At 63.9% G+C, this 16,679-nt stretch carries 11 protein-coding genes; 9 read left to right on the forward strand and 2 right to left on the reverse strand.

Features of this window, described 5'->3' with window-relative positions:
• The first annotated feature begins 76 nt into the window (after positions 1-76).
• From FJV80_RS27535 to FJV80_RS27570, 8 genes are all read left to right on the forward strand, one after another.
• Entirely contained in the window at positions 77-1,330 is a 1,254-nt protein-coding gene (locus FJV80_RS27535) for an aspartate kinase (protein ID WP_095793259.1), read from the forward strand.
• 81 nt (positions 1,331-1,411) lie between these two features.
• Complete coding sequence (ptsP, locus tag FJV80_RS27540) at positions 1,412-3,682, forward strand: phosphoenolpyruvate--protein phosphotransferase (protein WP_019861345.1); 2,271 nt, start codon at positions 1,412-1,414, stop codon at positions 3,680-3,682.
• Between the two features lie 10 nt (positions 3,683-3,692).
• The gene (prfA, locus tag FJV80_RS27545) at positions 3,693-4,772 is read left to right on the forward strand and encodes a peptide chain release factor 1 (RefSeq protein ID WP_095772314.1); all 1,080 of its coding nucleotides are present in this window, start codon (positions 3,693-3,695) and stop codon (positions 4,770-4,772) included.
• Positions 4,765-5,637, forward strand: a complete 873-nt coding sequence (gene prmC / locus FJV80_RS27550) for a peptide chain release factor N(5)-glutamine methyltransferase (RefSeq protein WP_142877939.1) — start codon at positions 4,765-4,767, stop codon at positions 5,635-5,637. The genes prfA and prmC overlap by 8 nt, the downstream gene beginning before the upstream one ends.
• A 310-nt stretch (positions 5,638-5,947) precedes the next feature.
• Entirely contained in the window at positions 5,948-6,916 is a 969-nt protein-coding gene (locus tag FJV80_RS27555) for a DUF4167 domain-containing protein (RefSeq protein WP_142877940.1), read from the forward strand.
• A gap of 220 nt (positions 6,917-7,136) precedes the next feature.
• Positions 7,137-9,743: an ATP-dependent chaperone ClpB gene (gene clpB / locus FJV80_RS27560; protein ID WP_095772317.1), complete on the forward strand. Its 2,607-nt coding sequence runs from the start codon at positions 7,137-7,139 to the stop codon at positions 9,741-9,743.
• 60 nt (positions 9,744-9,803) lie between these two features.
• Positions 9,804-10,166: an MmcQ/YjbR family DNA-binding protein gene (locus FJV80_RS27565; RefSeq protein ID WP_095787845.1), complete on the forward strand. Its 363-nt coding sequence runs from the start codon at positions 9,804-9,806 to the stop codon at positions 10,164-10,166.
• 149 nt (positions 10,167-10,315) lie between these two features.
• On the forward strand, positions 10,316-11,830 hold the full coding sequence (locus FJV80_RS27570) for a L,D-transpeptidase family protein (protein ID WP_142877941.1): 1,515 nt from the start codon (positions 10,316-10,318) through the stop codon (positions 11,828-11,830).
• Here FJV80_RS27570 and FJV80_RS27575 read toward each other — a convergent pair.
• The gene (locus FJV80_RS27575) at positions 11,804-12,436 is read right to left on the reverse strand and encodes a TMEM175 family protein (RefSeq protein ID WP_095772320.1); all 633 of its coding nucleotides are present in this window, start codon (positions 12,434-12,436) and stop codon (positions 11,804-11,806) included. The genes FJV80_RS27570 and FJV80_RS27575 overlap by 27 nt on opposite strands.
• A 154-nt stretch (positions 12,437-12,590) precedes the next feature.
• Between FJV80_RS27575 and FJV80_RS27580 the strand changes: the two genes are divergently transcribed.
• The gene (locus tag FJV80_RS27580) at positions 12,591-14,165 is read left to right on the forward strand and encodes an MFS transporter (RefSeq protein ID WP_142877942.1); all 1,575 of its coding nucleotides are present in this window, start codon (positions 12,591-12,593) and stop codon (positions 14,163-14,165) included.
• A 92-nt stretch (positions 14,166-14,257) separates the two neighbouring features.
• Here the strand turns inward: FJV80_RS27580 and FJV80_RS27585 are convergent, their stop codons facing one another.
• On the reverse strand, positions 14,258-16,228 hold the full coding sequence (locus tag FJV80_RS27585) for a M23 family metallopeptidase (protein ID WP_185975277.1): 1,971 nt from the start codon (positions 16,226-16,228) through the stop codon (positions 14,258-14,260).
• Positions 16,229-16,679 lie beyond the last annotated feature (451 nt).

Raw genomic sequence — 16,679 nt, forward strand, 5'->3', positions numbered from 1 at the left:
CAGCGGCCGGCGCCAGCCGGGCGCTTTCCTTCGTTTTCGGCTCCTGGCCGGCTTCAGTCAAAGGCATTTCGCTTCCATGGCGCGTATCGTGATGAAATTCGGCGGAACCTCCGTCGCCGACATCGCCCGCATCCGCAATGTGGCGCGTCACGTCAAACGCGAGGTCGATGCCGGCCATGAGGTGGCGGTGGTGGTTTCGGCGATGGCCGGCAAGACCAACGAGCTGGTCGGCTGGACGCGCGAGGCCTCGCCGATGCACGACGCACGCGAGTATGACGCGGTCGTCGCTTCCGGCGAACAGGTCACCGCCGGCCTGCTGGCCATCACCTTGCAGAACATGGGCGTACATGCCCGCTCCTGGCAGGGCTGGCAGATCCCGATCAAGACCGACAACGCGCATGGCGCGGCGCGCATCCTCGACATTGACGGCGCCTTCCTGATCAAGCGCTTCGGCGAGGGCCAGGTGGCCGTCATCGCCGGCTTCCAGGGCATCGGGCCGGACAACCGCATCGCGACCCTCGGCCGCGGCGGTTCCGACACCAGCGCGGTCGCCATCGCCGCGGCGGTCAGGGCAGACCGCTGCGACATCTACACCGACGTTGACGGGGTCTACACCACCGATCCGCGCATCGAGCCCAAGGCGCGGCGGCTGGCCAAGATCTCCTTCGAGGAAATGCTTGAAATGGCCTCGCTCGGCGCCAAGGTTCTGCAGGTGCGTTCGGTCGAGCTTGCCATGGTGCACAGGGTGCGTACCTTCGTGCGGTCGTCCTTCGACGATCCCGACGCGCCCGGAATGGGGGATTTGCTCAATCCTCCGGGAACGCTCATTTGCGACGAGGAAGAGATCGTGGAACAGCAGGTCGTCACCGGAATTGCCTACGCCAAGGACGAGGCCCAGATTTCGCTGCGCCGCGTCGGCGACCGCCCTGGCGTCGCCGCCGGCATTTTCGGGCCGCTGGCCGAGGCCAACATCAATGTCGACATGATCGTCCAGAACATCTCCGAGGACGGCAAGTTCACCGACATGACCTTCACCGTGCCTTCGGGTGACGTCGACAAGGCGCTGGCCGTGCTCGACGGGCTGAAGGCCGAGGTCGGCTACGATGTCGTGCAGTCGGAAGCCGGCATGTCGAAGGTTTCGGTCATCGGCATCGGCATGAGGAGCCATGCCGGTGTCGCCGCCACGGCTTTCAAGGCGCTGGCCGAGAAGGCGATCAATATCCGCGCCATCACCACCTCCGAGATCAAGATTTCGATACTGATCGACGGTCCGTACACCGAACTTGCGGTTCGCACTTTGCATTCCGTCTACGGTCTGGATAAGCAGTAGCAAGACTGAATCAGTTGTTGCGCGCATGCCGGCAGCGGCGGAAACTGCGCCGGCAAGTGTTTCATTGGAGAAGAAGCCGCGATGCGTGACCAGGCCAGCGGCCCGCGCGTTTTGCTGAAACGGCTCCGCGAGCTCATGCAAGAGCCGCTGGAGCCGCAGGAGCGGCTTGACCGGATCGTGCGCGACATCGCTTCCAACATGGTCGCGGAAGTGTGCTCGCTCTATGTGCTGCGCGCCGATTCGGTGCTTGAGCTCTACGCCACGGAGGGTCTGAACCCGAACGCCGTACACCTGGCGCAGCTGCGGCTCGGGCAAGGCCTGGTCGGCACCATCGCGGCCAGCGCGCGGCCGCTCAATCTGTCCAATGCGCAGGAACATCCGGCTTTCGCCTATCTGCCGGAGACCGGGGAAGAGATCTACAATTCCTTCCTTGGCGTGCCGGTGCTCAGGGCCGGGCGCACGCTGGGCGTCCTGGTCGTGCAGAACAAGACCATGCGCCATTATCGCGACGACGAGGTCGAGGCGCTGGAAACCACCGCCATGGTCATCGCCGAGATGATCGCCACCGGCGATCTGGCGCGGCTGACCCGGCCTGGGCTGGAACTCGACCTGCGCCGGCCCGTCAGTTTCACCGGCCTGTCCTTCAACGACGGCGTCGGGCTCGGCCATGTCGTGCTGCATGAGCCGCGCATCGTCGTTACCAATCTGTTCAATGAGGACAGCGAGGAAGAGGTCCGGCGGCTGGAGAGCTCGCTCGGTTCGCTGCGGCTCTCCATCGACGACATGCTGGAGCGCCGCGACGTCGCCTTCGAGGGCGAGCATCGCCAGGTGCTGGAAGCCTACCGCATGTTCGCCAACGACCGCGGCTGGGTGCGGCGCCTGGAGGAGGCGATCCGCAACGGCCTGACGGCCGAGGCGGCCGTGGAAAAGGTGCAGAGCGACATGCGCGCCCGCATGCTGCACATGACCGACCCCTATCTGCGCGAGCGGATGAGCGATTTCGACGACCTCGCCAACCGGCTCTTGCGCCAGCTGATGGGCCGCGGGCCGGAAGATGTCGCGGCCTCGCTGCCAAAGGACGCCATCATCGTCGCCCGCTCGATGGGCGCGGCAGAGCTGCTGGACTACCCCAGGGAGAAAATGCGCGGGCTGGTGCTCGAGGATGGTGCCGCCACCAGCCACGTCGTCATCGTCGCGCGCGCCATGGGCATTCCGGTCGCCGGCCAGATGAAGGGCGCCGTTTCCATGGCGGAAAACGGCGACGCCATCATCGTCGACGGCGAGGAAGGCACGATTCATCTGCGGCCGCAGTCCGATCTCGAAGCGGCCTATGCCGAAAAGGTGCGGTTCCGCGCCCGACGGCAAGAGGTCTATCGCGAACTGCGCAAGAAGCCGTCGACGACCAGGGACGGCGTGCAAGTCGATCTCCTGATGAATGCCGGGCTTGCCGTCGACCTGCCGCAACTGGCCGAATCGGGCGCTGCCGGCATCGGCCTGTTCCGCACCGAACTGCAGTTCATGGTCGCCTCGACGTTTCCGCGCGCCGAGGCGCAGGAGAAGCTCTATCGCGACGTGCTGGAGGCCGCGCGCGGCAAACCTGTCACCTTCCGCACCATCGACATCGGCGGCGACAAGGTGCTGCCCTATTTCAAGGGCGCCATCCAAGAGGAAAACCCGGCGCTCGGCTGGCGGGCGATCCGGCTGACGCTCGACCGGCCCGGGTTGCTGCGCACCCAGATCCGCGCCCTGCTGAAGGCCAGCGGCGGGCGCGAGCTCAAGCTGATGCTGCCGATGGTGACCGAGCTTGGCGAGATCGCCCAGGCGCGCGAAATCATCGACCGCGAGGTGCGGCATCTCTCGCGTTTCGCCCATCATCTGCCGACCAGCCTCAAGCTGGGCGCGATGCTGGAAGTGCCGTCGCTTCTGTTCCAGCTCGACGAATTGATGAAGGCGGTCGATTTCGTCTCCGTCGGCTCGAACGATCTGTTCCAGTTCGTCATGGCGGTCGACCGCGGCAACACGCAACTGGCCAACCGCTTCGACACGTTGTCGGCGCCGTTCCTGCGCGTGCTCAAGCAGATCGCCGACGCCGGCATCCGCAACCACACGCCGGTGACGCTGTGCGGTGAACTGGCCGGCAAGCCGATCTCGGCGATGGCGCTGATCGGTCTTGGCTTCCGCTCGATCTCGATGTCGCCGGCCTCGATCGGACCGGTCAAGGCGATGCTGACGGAACTGCCGCTGGATGAGTTGACGGCGTTCTTCGACGACAATCTGATGGCGCCGGCACAGGGGTTGCCGATGCGGGCGCTGCTGCAGGCCTTCGCCGACGACCGCTCGATTCCGTTGTAGCGTCTCCCTTATGGTCAATTTGCCCCGCGATCGTATGGATCAAGTCGTCAAGCGTTTCGAGATGCTCGAAGCGCAGATGTCGGCCGGCCCGGCGCCGGATGCCTATGTGAAGATGGCATCGGAATATGCCGAGTTGCAGGACATGGTGGCCAAGGTCAGGGAATTGCGCTCGGCCGAGCATGAGCAGGCCGACCTCGAGGCAATGCTTGCCGACAAGGGCACCGACGCCGAGATGCGGGCGCTCGCCGAGGCGGATCTGCCCGGCGTGGAGGAGCGTATCGAAACGCTGCAGAAGGATATCCAGATCCTGCTCCTGCCCAAGGATGCCGCCGACGACAAGAACGCCATCCTCGAAATCCGTGCCGGCACCGGCGGTGACGAGGCGGCGCTCTTCGCCGGCGACCTGTTTCGCATGTATGAGCGCTATGCCGCCGAACGCGGCTGGCGGTTCGAAACCGTGTCGGCCAGCGACGGCGATGCCGGCGGGTTCAAGGAAATCATCGCCACCGTCTCGGGCAAGGGCGTGTTTGCCCATCTGAAATTCGAATCCGGCGTTCATCGCGTGCAACGTGTGCCGGCGACCGAGGCCAGTGGGCGCATTCACACCTCGGCGGCGACCGTGGCCGTTCTGCCGGAAGCGGAAGAGGTCGACATCGAAATCCGCGCCGAAGACATCCGCATCGACACGATGCGTGCCTCGGGCTCCGGCGGGCAGCACGTCAACACCACCGATTCGGCGGTGCGCATTACCCATTTGCCGACCGGCATCATGGTGGTGCAGGCGGAGAAGTCGCAGCACCAGAACCGGGCGAAGGCCATGCAGATCCTGCGCGCCCGGCTCTATGACCTGGAGCGCGGCAAGGCAGATGAGGAACGCTCTGAATCGCGCAAATCGCAGGTCGGCTCCGGCGACCGTTCGGAGCGCATCCGCACCTACAATTTCCCGCAAGGCCGCGTCACCGACCATCGCATCAACCTGACGCTCTACAAGCTCGACCGGGTGATGATGGGCGAGCTCGACGAGATCATCGACGCGCTGATCGCCGATCACCAGTCGAAGCTGCTGGCCGATATCGGCCTTGATGGCTGACCCTCTGCCCGAGGCGCTGGGGCCGCTGCTGCGGGCAGCGCGGGCCAAGCTTATGGCGGCCGGGGTCGGCGATCCGGCGCTCGATGCGCGGCTGATCGTCGAACATTTTTCCGGCACGACGCGCACGCAGGCCATTGCCGATCCTGAACGCATGATCGACAGCAACACCATCGCCGCGATCGATGCCGCCCTGAGACGCCGGGCGGGTGGCGAACCGGTGCACCGCATCCTCGGCTACCGCGAATTCTACGGTTTGCGTCTGTTGCTGTCGCCGGAAACGCTCGAGCCGAGGCCGGATACCGAAACGCTGGTCGAGGCCGTGCTGCCTTTCGTCAAGGCAATGGCCGCGCGGGAGGGGGCCTGCCGCATCCTTGATCTCGGCACCGGGACGGGAGCGATCGCGCTGGCGCTGCTGAGTGCCGTGCCGGCCGCGACCGCCACCGGTGTCGACATTTCCGCCGGTGCGCTGGCGACGGCGGCGCGCAATGCCGGGGAACTCGGACTTGAGGCCAGGTTCGCGACGGTGCAGTCGGACTGGTTCGAAAAAGTTTCCGGCCGATACCATGTAATTGCCGCAAACCCTCCCTATATACCGTCAGGAGACATTGGAAATCTGCAGGACGAGGTCCGCGATTTCGACCCACGCCAAGCCTTGGATGGCGGCGTGGATGGGCTGAACCCCTACAGGATCATTGCCGCCGAGGCGGCACGGTTTCTAGAAGCCGAAAGCAGGATTGCGGTCGAGATCGGCCATACGCAACGCAATGAGGTTACGGATATATTCAAGGCGGCTGGTTATGCATCGGCTGCTGCTTTGCGTGATCTCGGCGGAAACGACAGGGTTCTTGTCTTTCAATGGGGATAAGCCTTGGCGCAGTGCGAAAAAACCGCTTGGCAATACCAGGGAATGCGGCTAGGGTCGCCTCAACCGGATGAGACGAAGCAGGCAGTGCTCTTAGCGATTCGGTCCTCCTTGGAAATAGCTGCCTTCTTGCGCAAACGACGCCCAAGCTTCGTGCGGGAATCGTCCGGCAAGTGATGTAACCGGAACAGGATGGCACGTGGCGCCAACGCAATTGATGCGGGCGAACGCCGGTGAAGAAACGAAACGGCTGGCTGCATGAGCGCCTCCGTTCGTAACGAGTTTTCGAAAATTTCAAGATGAAGAGAGTCGAATGAGGCCACAACAGCAGAACAGGCGCATGCGCGGTCGCAACAACAATGGCGGCGGCGGTGGCAACAACAATAACAACAACAACAACCGCAAGGGCCCGAATCCCCTGACGCGCAACTACGAGAGCAACGGCCCGGATGTGAAGATCCGTGGATCGGCTCAGCAGATCGCCGAGAAATACGCTACCCTGGCCCGTGACGCGCAAAGCTCCGGCGACCGGGTCATGGCGGAGAACTATCTCCAGCACGCCGAACACTACAATCGCATCATTGCCGCCGCGCAGGCGCAGATGCCGATCCAGAACGTCCAGCAGAACCGTGACGATTTCGACGATGACGGCGATGAAGATCGCGACGATTTCGACAATGCCGGCAACAATGGCGCCGGCAATGGGGGCAACACCGTCTCCGATCCGCAAATTCCTGTCATCAACCATGGCGCCGGTCCGCAGCCGGTGATCGAGGGCATGCCGGCCGAGGTCGCACTGAACCGTGACGGCCGCGACAATCGCGACAATGGTGGGCGCGACAATGGCGGGCGCGACAACAACGGGCGCAACAATGGTGGCCGCGACAACAATGGCGGGCGTCACCGCGATCGCCGCCCAAATGGCGGCTATGGCCAGCGTGATTACCCGTCACCGACCGAGCAAGGCGGCCAGCAGCGCAACGAAGCCCCGGCACAGGCGGAGGTGCAGCTAGAGCCTGGTTCACCGGCCGAGACCGTTGCCGTCGCCGAGCCGGTGCCGCTGTTCGAGAGTTTTTCGCCAGCGGCTCTTGCCGCCCAGGCCGAGCTCAACGAGGCGGCAGCCGAGAGCGGCGCTGCCCGTCGCCCGCGCCGTCCGCGCCGTCCGCGCGCCAGTGCCGACCAGGTCGATGGCGGCAGCGACAATGCGGATGCCGGCGAGGTGGCCGCGGCCCCGGCCGATAGCGGCAATGCCGAGCCGGCGATCGTCGACATCGACAACTGATCGAACGGCATTTCAAGACGTTGAACGGCGGGGAGAAATCTCCGCCGTTTTCGTTTCGGCTGACGTGGAATATTATGCATTGACCGACATCAAGGCGCCTTGAGACGGCATGGCCTATGCACCATATCTCGGCTGAACAGGATCCGGCTCGAATGGGCGGGTCCGTCACCGCAATCTGATCCGGTGCCGCAAAGCGGGCCGGTGATGGAAGGAGACAGATATGAACCTTGAGAAGTACTCCGAGCGCGTGCGCGGCTTCATCCAGTCCGCGCAGACCATGGCGCTCTCCCGCAATCACCAGCAATTCACCCCCGAACACATTCTGAAGGTGCTCGTCGACGATGACGAGGGCTTGGCCGCGTCGCTGATCGAACGCGCCGGCGGCAATGTCCGCGACGTCAAGCTCGGCGTCGAGACGGCGCTCGAGGCAATGCCGAAGGTGGAGGGCGGCAATGGCCAGCTCTATCTGGCGCAGCCGCTGGCCAAGGTGTTCTCGACGGCCGAAGAACTGGCCAAGAAGGCCGGCGACAGCTTCGTCACGGTCGAACGGCTGCTGCAGGCGCTCACCATGGAAAAGTCGGCCAAGACCGCCGACATACTGGCAAAGGCCGGCGTCACCGCGCAGGCGCTGAACCAGGTCATCAATGATGTCCGCAAGGGCCGCACCGCCGATTCGGCGAGTGCCGAGCAAGGCTATGACGCGCTGAAGAAGTACGCGCGCGACCTGACCGCCGACGCGCGCGCCGGCAAGCTCGACCCGGTCATTGGTCGTGACGACGAGATTCGCCGCACCATCCAGGTGCTGTCGCGCCGCACCAAGAACAATCCGGTGCTGATTGGCGAGCCGGGCGTCGGTAAGACGGCGATCGCCGAAGGCCTGGCGCTGCGCATCGTCAATGGCGACGTGCCGGAATCGCTGAAGGACAAGCAGCTGATGGCGCTCGACATGGGCGCACTCATCGCCGGTGCCAAATATCGCGGCGAGTTCGAGGAGCGGCTGAAGGCCGTGCTCTCCGAAGTCACGTCGGCCAATGGCAACATCATCCTGTTCATCGACGAGATGCACACGCTGGTCGGCGCCGGCAAGGCGGACGGCGCGATGGATGCGTCGAACCTGCTGAAGCCTGCGCTGGCGCGCGGTGAACTGCACTGCGTCGGCGCGACCACGCTCGATGAATACAGAAAACATGTCGAGAAGGATCCGGCACTTGCCCGCCGTTTCCAGCCGGTCTTTGTCGATGAGCCGACGGTGGAGGACACCGTCTCGATCCTGCGCGGCCTGAAGGAAAAATACGAGCAGCACCACAAGGTGCGTATCTCGGACTCGGCGCTGGTGGCGGCGGCGACGCTGTCCAACCGCTATATCGCCGACCGCTTCCTGCCGGACAAGGCGATCGACCTGGTCGACGAGGCCGCTTCGCGGCTGAGGATGCAGGTCGATTCCAAGCCCGAGGCGCTGGACGAGATCGACCGCCGCATCATGCAGCTCAAGATCGAGCGCGAGGCGCTGAAGGTCGAGACGGACGATGCCTCGAAGGACCGGCTCGCCCGCCTGGAGAAGGAACTTGTCGGCCTTGAGGAGGAATCGACCGAGATCACAACCAAGTGGCAGGCCGAGAAACAGAAACTCGGGCTTGCGGCCGACTTGAAGAAGCAGCTCGACGAGGCACGCAACGAGCTTGCCATTGCCCAGCGCAAGGGCGAGTTCCAGCGCGCCGGCGAGCTTGCCTATGGCAAGATCCCGGAACTCGAGAAGAAGCTGAAGGAAGCCGAAGCCCAGGACGGCAAGGCCGGCATGGTCGAGGAAGTGGTCACCCCGGACCACGTCGCCCATATCGTCTCGCGCTGGACCGGCATTCCAGTCGACAAGATGCTGCAGGGCGAGCGTGACAAGCTGCTGCGCATGGAAGACGAGATCGGCAAGCGGGTCGTCGGCCAGGGCGAGGCGGTGCAAGCCGTTTCCAAGGCGGTGCGGCGTGCCCGTGCCGGGCTGCAGGATCCGAACCGGCCGATCGGCTCGTTCATCTTCCTCGGGCCGACGGGCGTCGGCAAGACCGAACTGACCAAGGCGCTGGCAAGCTTCCTGTTCGACGACGACAGCGCCATGGTGCGCATCGACATGTCGGAGTTCATGGAAAAGCACTCGGTCGCCCGGCTGATCGGCGCGCCTCCCGGCTATGTCGGCTATGAGGAAGGCGGCGCGCTGACCGAAGCGGTGCGGCGCCGGCCCTATCAGGTCGTGCTGTTCGACGAGATCGAGAAGGCGCATCCCGATGTCTTCAACGTGCTCTTGCAGGTGCTCGATGACGGCCGGCTCACCGATGGGCAGGGCCGCACGGTCGATTTCCGCAACACGCTGATCATCATGACGTCGAACCTTGGCGCCGAATATCTGGTCAATCTCGGCGAGGACCAGGATGTCGATGCCGTGCGCGACGAGGTGATGGGCGTGGTCAGGGCATCGTTCCGGCCGGAATTCCTCAACCGCGTCGACGAGGTGATCCTGTTCCACCGGCTGCGCCGCAAGGACATGGACCGCATCGTCGAAATCCAGCTCAAGCGGCTGGAAAGCCTGCTCGTCGATCGCAAGATCACGCTGTCGCTGGATCACGAGGCGATTGAGTGGCTGGCGGCCAAGGGCTACGACCCGGCCTATGGCGCGCGGCCGCTGAAGCGGGTGATGCAGAAGGAACTGCAGGATCCGCTGGCGGAGAAGATCCTGCTCGGCGAGATTCTCGACGGTTCGACCGTCAAGGTCACGTCCGGTTCCGACCGGTTGAACTTCCGCTCGAAGCCGACGGTCGTCGCGACCGAAGCGGCGGCCTGATTTCAACGCCGCGCGTCCATCCTGGACGCGCGGCGTTTTCATATTGAGGGTGGAGGGCGGATGACGCTGGACGATTACAATGGCTTCTGCGCCTCACTGCCCGCGGTAAACCACGTCGTCCAGTGGGGTGGCGCCCATGTCTGGAAGGTCGGCACCAAGGTATTTGCGATCGGTGGCTGGGATCAGGGCCAGCAGCTCTTCGTCACCTTCAAATGTTCCGACATCGCCTATGACGTGCTGAGGGAGCAGCCGGGTTTGCGGCCCGCGCCCTACCTTGCCTCGCGCGGCATGAAGTGGATCCAGCGTCGGACAAGCCAGAGCATGGATGATGCTGCGCTGGAGGATTATTTGCGCGAGAGCCATCGCCTTGTCGCCCTGAAGCTGACCAAGCAGGCGCGCAAGGAATTGGGGCTCGCAAGCTAGCGAGTATTCGTCGGTGCGCCGAAAAACCGCCATCTTCATGCCCGGTTCATATTGGAACCATAGGGTGGGGTAACTGGTTTGCTGGCGAAGGGGTTCGCCCAGTGTACAATGCCGGGCGGCGGCAATTAGGGACCGGAGAGTTGGCCACGATGTTCCGCACGATCTTTGCCCTTTCGGCGCTTGCCACCGGGCTTGTGTCTTTCGGTGCGCTTGCCGCGCCGGCGCAGGACAGTGCACGAAAGGTTGCCCGCGCCACCGATGATGGCGGCATTCTTGTGGCCCAGGACGGAAATCTGGACATCTATTACGACGCCCGCGGCAACCGCGTCATCGTCGATGCCGACACCGGCAAGGTCATCGCCATCCAGCCGCCGCAGACGCGGCTTGACCGGCGTGCACTGCGCCGCGAGACAAGGTTGCGCGAATTGGGCCGGGCTCCCACCGATGATGACCGCTACTATCTCGACGATCCACAAGACATGGCGCGCTTCCGCCGCAAGCAGTTGGAAGAGGAAGGCCGGGTCATCCCGCCGCCGGCGGACGAATACGACCCCTATGGCGACAATTCGGTCGAAGCCTATCCGCCGGCGCCGCAGGACGACGGCAATTACGACAACAGCTATCCCGATGCGCCAACGGCAAAGCCGGGCGCCATCAAGCGCCAGCCGCTAGACGAGGCCGCGATAGACCCTGCGCAGCCGGACGTAGAGCAGGTCAATCCGGATACGCAGGCTTCCCTGCCGCCTGATACTGGCGGCAAGGCCGCCGTCGATCCGTCGCTGTCGCTCGGCGTGCGCCAGGACGTGGCGGCGCTGCAGGTGCTGCTCGACCGCGGCGGCGCTTCGCCGGGCGTGATCGATGGGCGTTTCGGCTCGAATGTCGATAAGGCCTTGGCCGCCTATAACCAGATCACCGGCAGCAATCTGAAATCGACGGACACAGTCGGCATCCAGGCAGCGCTCGCGCAATCGGGCGGCGATGCTTTCGCCAATTACACCATCACAGCGGAAGATGCGGCTGGCCCCTATGTCGCCTCGATCCCGGAAGATTACAGCCAGAAGGCGCAGCTCGACCGCATGGGCTACACCTCCGTCACCGAGGCGCTGGCCGAGCGCTTCCACATGGACGAGAACTATTTGAAGTCGATCAACAAGGGCCTCGACTTCAACCGTCCCGGCACGATCATCAAGGTCGCCAATTTCGGCAAGCTGGTCTCGACGCCGGTCGCGCGCATCGTCGCCGACAAGACCAGGAAGGAAGCGTACGCCTACGATGCGGGCGGCAAGCTGGTCGCGGCCTATCCCGCGACCATCGGCTCTGCCGACACGCCTTCGCCCACCGGCATCCACGCCGTGTCGCGCATCGCGCTCGACCCGAACTACACCTACAACCCGAACATCAACTTCAAGCAGGGCCAGAACGACAAGATCCTGACCATTCCGCCAGGCCCTAACGGCCCCGTCGGCTCGGTGTGGATTGCCCTGGACAAGCCGACCTACGGCATCCACGGAACGCCCGAGCCGTCGAAGATCGGCAAGACCGAAAGCCATGGCTGCGTGCGCCTGACCAACTGGGATGCGCGCGAACTCGCCAAGCTGGTGTCGCCAGGCGTCACCGTGGAGTTTGTCGGCGGACCTTCAGCCGATGACTTTGCGCAGCAATGAGCCGCGCGGCGCGGCGGCATAGATCAGCTGCACCACCAGGATGAAGCCGACGCTGAGCAACGGCGTGACCAGGCAGAGCAGCGCGCCGACCGCCCACAGGATCTGTGCCTTGACGATGCGCAGATAGACCGTGCGCTTCGTTTCGGCATCGACATCTTCGGCGACAAAGCCGTTCTTTTCCGCATAGCGCCAGCTGGCGAACAGCGTGACGCCGAGCATCAGCAGGTTGAGCCAGTAGACCAGCACCGCCGTCCTGAATTCGAGGAAGTCCGCCAGAAGGTCGGTCGAGAACGGCAAGAGCGCGATGAAGGCGAGAAAGCAGAGATTCAGCGTGGCAAGACGCCTGTCGGATTTGGCGATCAGCCCATGCTGAGCCTGCTGGCCGAACCAGAAGATGGTCAGCGTCAGGAAGCTCAAGGCATAAGTCAGGAAGCGCGGTGCCAATGAGGCGATGGCGACGAGCAGATCGTGCTCGGAATGCACGCTCTCATGCGCCGGCACCCTGATCTCGAGCACGATGAGCGTGAGCGCGATGGCAAAGACGCCGTCGGTGATGCCGACAATGCGGCCGCGTCCTTCCGCCGACGCTTCAAGTGGACGTTTCATTGATTGCCCCCCGGCTGCCGTTCTTCCGGAAAACTTAGCATGACTGCCGGCGTTTGCATCAGCACGGGACGCATCCTGGCCAATTGGCTGGTTTCAAGGACTGCAAGCTGCTGGCCGGTTGTTGCCGGCGCGCTTGGGGTCTAAGTGAGGTGGCATGCATTCGCCCAATGAAGCCGCCGCCGTCCCGCTGACCAGCCCGGTCACGAACGGAACCTTTTGTCCGCAATCGCAGCGGCGATTCGTCTTGATCGCGGCGATCCTGGCCTCGGCGCTCGGCTTCATCGACGGCTCGATCCTGGCCATCGCCATGCCGGCGATCCGTGTCAACCTCGGCGCCAGCCTTGCCGAGGCGCAGTGGATCTCCAATGCCTATGCATTGACGCTTTCGGCGCTGATCCTTGCCGGCGGCGCCGCCGGCGACCGGTTCGGGCTGCGCCGTGCCTTCGTGGCCGGCATCGCGCTGTTCATCGTTGCCTCGCTCGCCTGCGCGCTGGCGCCGAATGCTGTCGTGCTGATCGGGTTTCGCGCTGTCCAGGGTATTGGTGCGGCGATCATGGTGCCGGGCAGCCTCGCCATCATCGCCAAGGCCTATCCAAAAAAGGAGCGCGGCCGTGCAATCGGCATCTGGGCCGCCGCCTCGGCGCTGACCACGGCCCTCGGGCCGGTGCTCGGCGGCCTGGTGCTGTCGGCTTTCGGCGACGGCATCTGGCGGGCGATCTTCGCCGTCAACCTGCCGCTCGGGCTGATCTCGATCTACTTGCTGCTCGTCAAGATCCCAGCCGATGCGGCGACGGAAAAACGCAGCCTCGATCTCGGCGGGGGTGCGCTCGCGACATTGGCGTTCGGCGCACTCGCCTATGGGCTGACCTCGATGAGTTCGAGCGGCGAGGGCAATATGGCGGGGCCGAGCATTGCCGCCGGCGCGGTACTGCTTGTGGTCTTCATCCTGTTCGAACACCGGCGACGCGAGCCGATGATCGACCTCAGCCTGTTTCGCATCGGCGCTTTTGCCGGTGCCAATGTGGCGACCTTCTTCCTCTATTTCGCGCTGTCGGCCAATCTTTTCTATCTGCCGATGCTGCTGATCGCCGGCTGGGGACTGAGCACGGCGGAGGTCGGCTTCATCTTCCTGCCGCTGTCGGCATCGATCGCCCTTCTGTCGGGACCGGTCGGGCAGTTGTCGGACCGGATCGGACCGCGTTTCCCGATCGCCTGCGGCAGCCTGATCGTGGCTTTCGCCTTCGCCGGACTTGCCTTGCTCGCCCGTGCCGGCATCCACCATTTCTGGACCGGAATATTTCCGCTGATGGCGCTGATGGGCCTCGGCATGGCGCTGGTCGTCTCGCCACTGTCCACCGCGATCATGACGGCGGTGGAAGACAAGGATACGGGGGCTGCCTCCGGCATCAACAATGCCGTCTCGCGCGTTGGCGGCCTGATCGCGGTGGCGGCAATGGGCTCGCTTGCCACCGGGGTCTATTCAACGATGCTCGACACCAGGGTCAGGCCAGGCATTCCGGGGTTTGGCGAACCGGTATCGACAGGCCTGCCGCCCGAACTCGAAGCAACACGGCTTGCTGCCAGCGACATGGCCTTTTCAGCCATATCCTTGACGACCGCCGTGCTCTGCCTGCTTGCCGCGATCATCGCATGGATTACCGTTTCGGGTCAGACGCTGCCCTGGCCGCGCCACACCGATGAATCGTCAGCTGATTCGTCGCGAAACTGATTCGCCGATGCCGGATTGGCCAAGGTTCAGAGCAATTCCAGGAAAAGTGTGAGCGGTTTTTCCGGGCAAAGCGCGTGGCGCTTTCAATCGCTCTAGCCGTCGATCTTGGCGCTCGCGACCTTGAGCGAATTGCCTTCTTCCTGCTTCAGCAGGTCGTCGATGCGCTCGCGCTCGCGCTTGAAGGCGACGAGGTCGTCGCCCTTCAGCACCTTGCCGACCGGCAGCCGAACACGCATCGAATCGACTTTGGTGCCGTTGACGATCAGCTCGTAGTGGAGATGCGGACCGGTGGAAAGACCAGTCTGGCCGAGATAGCCAATGACCTGGCCCTGGCGAACCCGAACGCCCGGCTCGATGCCTTTTGCAAAGGCGCTCTGGTGGTTGTAGGAGGTTTCGTAGCCATTGGCATGGCGCAGGATGATCTGCTTGCCATAGCCGCCAGCCCAACCGGCCTTCTCGACGACGCCATTGCCGGCGGCGATGATCGGGGATCCGATCGGGGCGGCCCAGTCGGTGCCCGTGTGCATACGGACATACCCCAGGATAGGATGCTTGCGCGCGCCAAAGCCGGAGGTGAATCTTCCGTTGGGCAGCGGGTTGCGCAGCAGGAACTGCTCGGCGCTCGATCCATCCTCGTCGAAATAGTCGGTGCTGCCGTCTTGCATCTGGAAGCGATAGAAGTTGCGCGTCGTACCGCCGAAGTTCGCCGAGACATAGAGGAGCTCCGAATCGTCGGAGGTCTGGTCATCCCCGTCCGGCTGCGAGAACAGCACTTCGAGACGATCGGACGGATTGAGTCGTGACTGGAAGTCGACGCCAGATGCCAGCAGCTTGATCAGCCGCTGGGTCATTTTCTTCGACATGCCGTAGGAATAGGCGGTGCGGTAGATACCGTCATAGACAGTGGGCAGGTTGCCGCGCACCACCACCGGCGCCGACGAATCGTCAAATGCCGTCAACAATTCGGGATTGGGATCCGGCTCCTGCGCCGGCACATACTGGCCGCGGTCATCGAGCGCGATGGTAACGATATGGGTGGTCCTGTCGTAGACGCTGGTGCGCACGACCTTGGCGGCGTCGCCATGGACTTCGAGACCGACGCGCAGCACGGTTCCGGCTTTCAGCGTCGGCGCGTTCAACAGCTTGGCGATCGCTTCGGCCATGCCGGTGGCGTCGGCGCCCGTATAACCCGAATCGGCAAAAGCCTCGGTGAGGTCGGTGTCCTTGGTGAAGGGAATGATTTCCTCGGCGAAAGCCGGCGCCTGGTCGTCAGTGGCAGCACGCGGCGACACCGAGACGTTTTCCGGCACGATCTTGACGTCATAGGAGCCGGCCATGCTCTCGGCGAAGGCTTCGCCGAATCGCTGCGGATCGACATAGTGGAGTGAAGCGACCTGCACGGCGCCGTCGCTAAGGTCGGTGCCGGCCTCGCGCACCACCTTTTCCACCTCGTCGGCGGACAGATCGCTCTTCTCGTCGAAGGCCGCCGTCTCGATCGGGAAGTCGACGGTCTTCAGGCTCATCTCGCTTTCGACCTTGGCGCCATAGATCTGGCCGGAGGCGGCGGAGACCGCCGCCGGTTGCGCCGGAGCGTCGTCACCGTCGTCGCCGAACACCTGCATCGGGTCGAAAGGCGGGTAGGGTCGGCTGGTGGTGTGGCCCGCGGCAAGCGCCATCTTGATCTGCACGAAAGGCATTGTGTGGATGACGTCGCGGTCGCCGACCTTGGTGACCATCGACACTTCCATGCGGCGGCGGTCCTTGGCCTTGGCGATCTGACGCGGCGCCACAAGCCTCGTTGTCTTGGCCACCTCGCCGGAATCGCCATTGCTGGAAAGGCCGATCAGTTCCGCGATTTCGGGTGGCGTCGCCAGTTGCTGGCGCCCGTCGAGGGCGGCGAACAGCGCCACGCCCATCAGCACGCTTGAGGTCACGCCGGTCAGGAATGTTCCCGACAGCCAGCGCGCAGAAACCTCGCGCCGATCGGGCGGGCCACTGCGGCCATCCGCGATAAGCGGCGGCTCATTGCCGAGTTCGGCTATGACATCTTCCGTATCTGGCATCCAGAAAGGCTGCTTCTTCCCCGGGCGGAACGGCTTGTCGCTTTTGTTGTGGCCATGACATTTGCCTGTCACGGCAGGTTAAGTCAACGAAGCCCCAGGCCCCGGTCGAATTCCCCCCCAGGCACTTCTTCTATAGAGCGCTCTGCAAAGAGGGCGGCGTGCCTTCTCTATAAGGCTCGTCGCGCGCCGGCTTGCGTGGCTCCTAAAGGAGGCCATTGCACGGCTGTGCCATGGCCTCTTTTGTTGGCCTTGGTGTCGAACGGCAATGCGGCGGCAATAGGGCTCCTTCGTGGCCGGCGCCGTCTTGTCCGCTGTTCCCCTGGGGCAGCCGGCTATCGACAAAGCGGGCCCGAAATTTCTGTCGCAAAAAGTTCAAAAACTTTGGTGAAGTGTGTTGACAGTTTGGATTGGTGGCGACTATATACGCCTCACGAACGAGGGCGGTGCGCCG

The organism is Mesorhizobium sp. WSM4310, assembly GCF_007003935.1.
Taxonomy (GTDB): domain Bacteria; phylum Pseudomonadota; class Alphaproteobacteria; order Rhizobiales; family Rhizobiaceae; genus Mesorhizobium.

Coding starts and splice junctions, on each gene's coding strand:
- FJV80_RS27535 (WP_095793259.1), top strand. CDS start 77: ATGGCGCGTATCGTGATGAAATTCGGCGGAACCTCCGTCGCCGACATC.
- ptsP (WP_019861345.1), top strand. CDS start 1,412: ATGCGTGACCAGGCCAGCGGCCCGCGCGTTTTGCTGAAACGGCTCCGC.
- prfA (WP_095772314.1), top strand. CDS start 3,693: ATGGTCAATTTGCCCCGCGATCGTATGGATCAAGTCGTCAAGCGTTTC.
- prmC (WP_142877939.1), top strand. CDS start 4,765: ATGGCTGACCCTCTGCCCGAGGCGCTGGGGCCGCTGCTGCGGGCAGCG.
- FJV80_RS27555 (WP_142877940.1), top strand. CDS start 5,948: ATGAGGCCACAACAGCAGAACAGGCGCATGCGCGGTCGCAACAACAAT.
- clpB (WP_095772317.1), top strand. CDS start 7,137: ATGAACCTTGAGAAGTACTCCGAGCGCGTGCGCGGCTTCATCCAGTCC.
- FJV80_RS27565 (WP_095787845.1), top strand. CDS start 9,804: ATGACGCTGGACGATTACAATGGCTTCTGCGCCTCACTGCCCGCGGTA.
- FJV80_RS27570 (WP_142877941.1), top strand. CDS start 10,316: ATGTTCCGCACGATCTTTGCCCTTTCGGCGCTTGCCACCGGGCTTGTG.
- FJV80_RS27575 (WP_095772320.1), bottom strand. CDS start 12,436: ATGAAACGTCCACTTGAAGCGTCGGCGGAAGGACGCGGCCGCATTGTC.
- FJV80_RS27580 (WP_142877942.1), top strand. CDS start 12,591: ATGCATTCGCCCAATGAAGCCGCCGCCGTCCCGCTGACCAGCCCGGTC.
- FJV80_RS27585 (WP_185975277.1), bottom strand. CDS start 16,228: ATGCCAGATACGGAAGATGTCATAGCCGAACTCGGCAATGAGCCGCCG.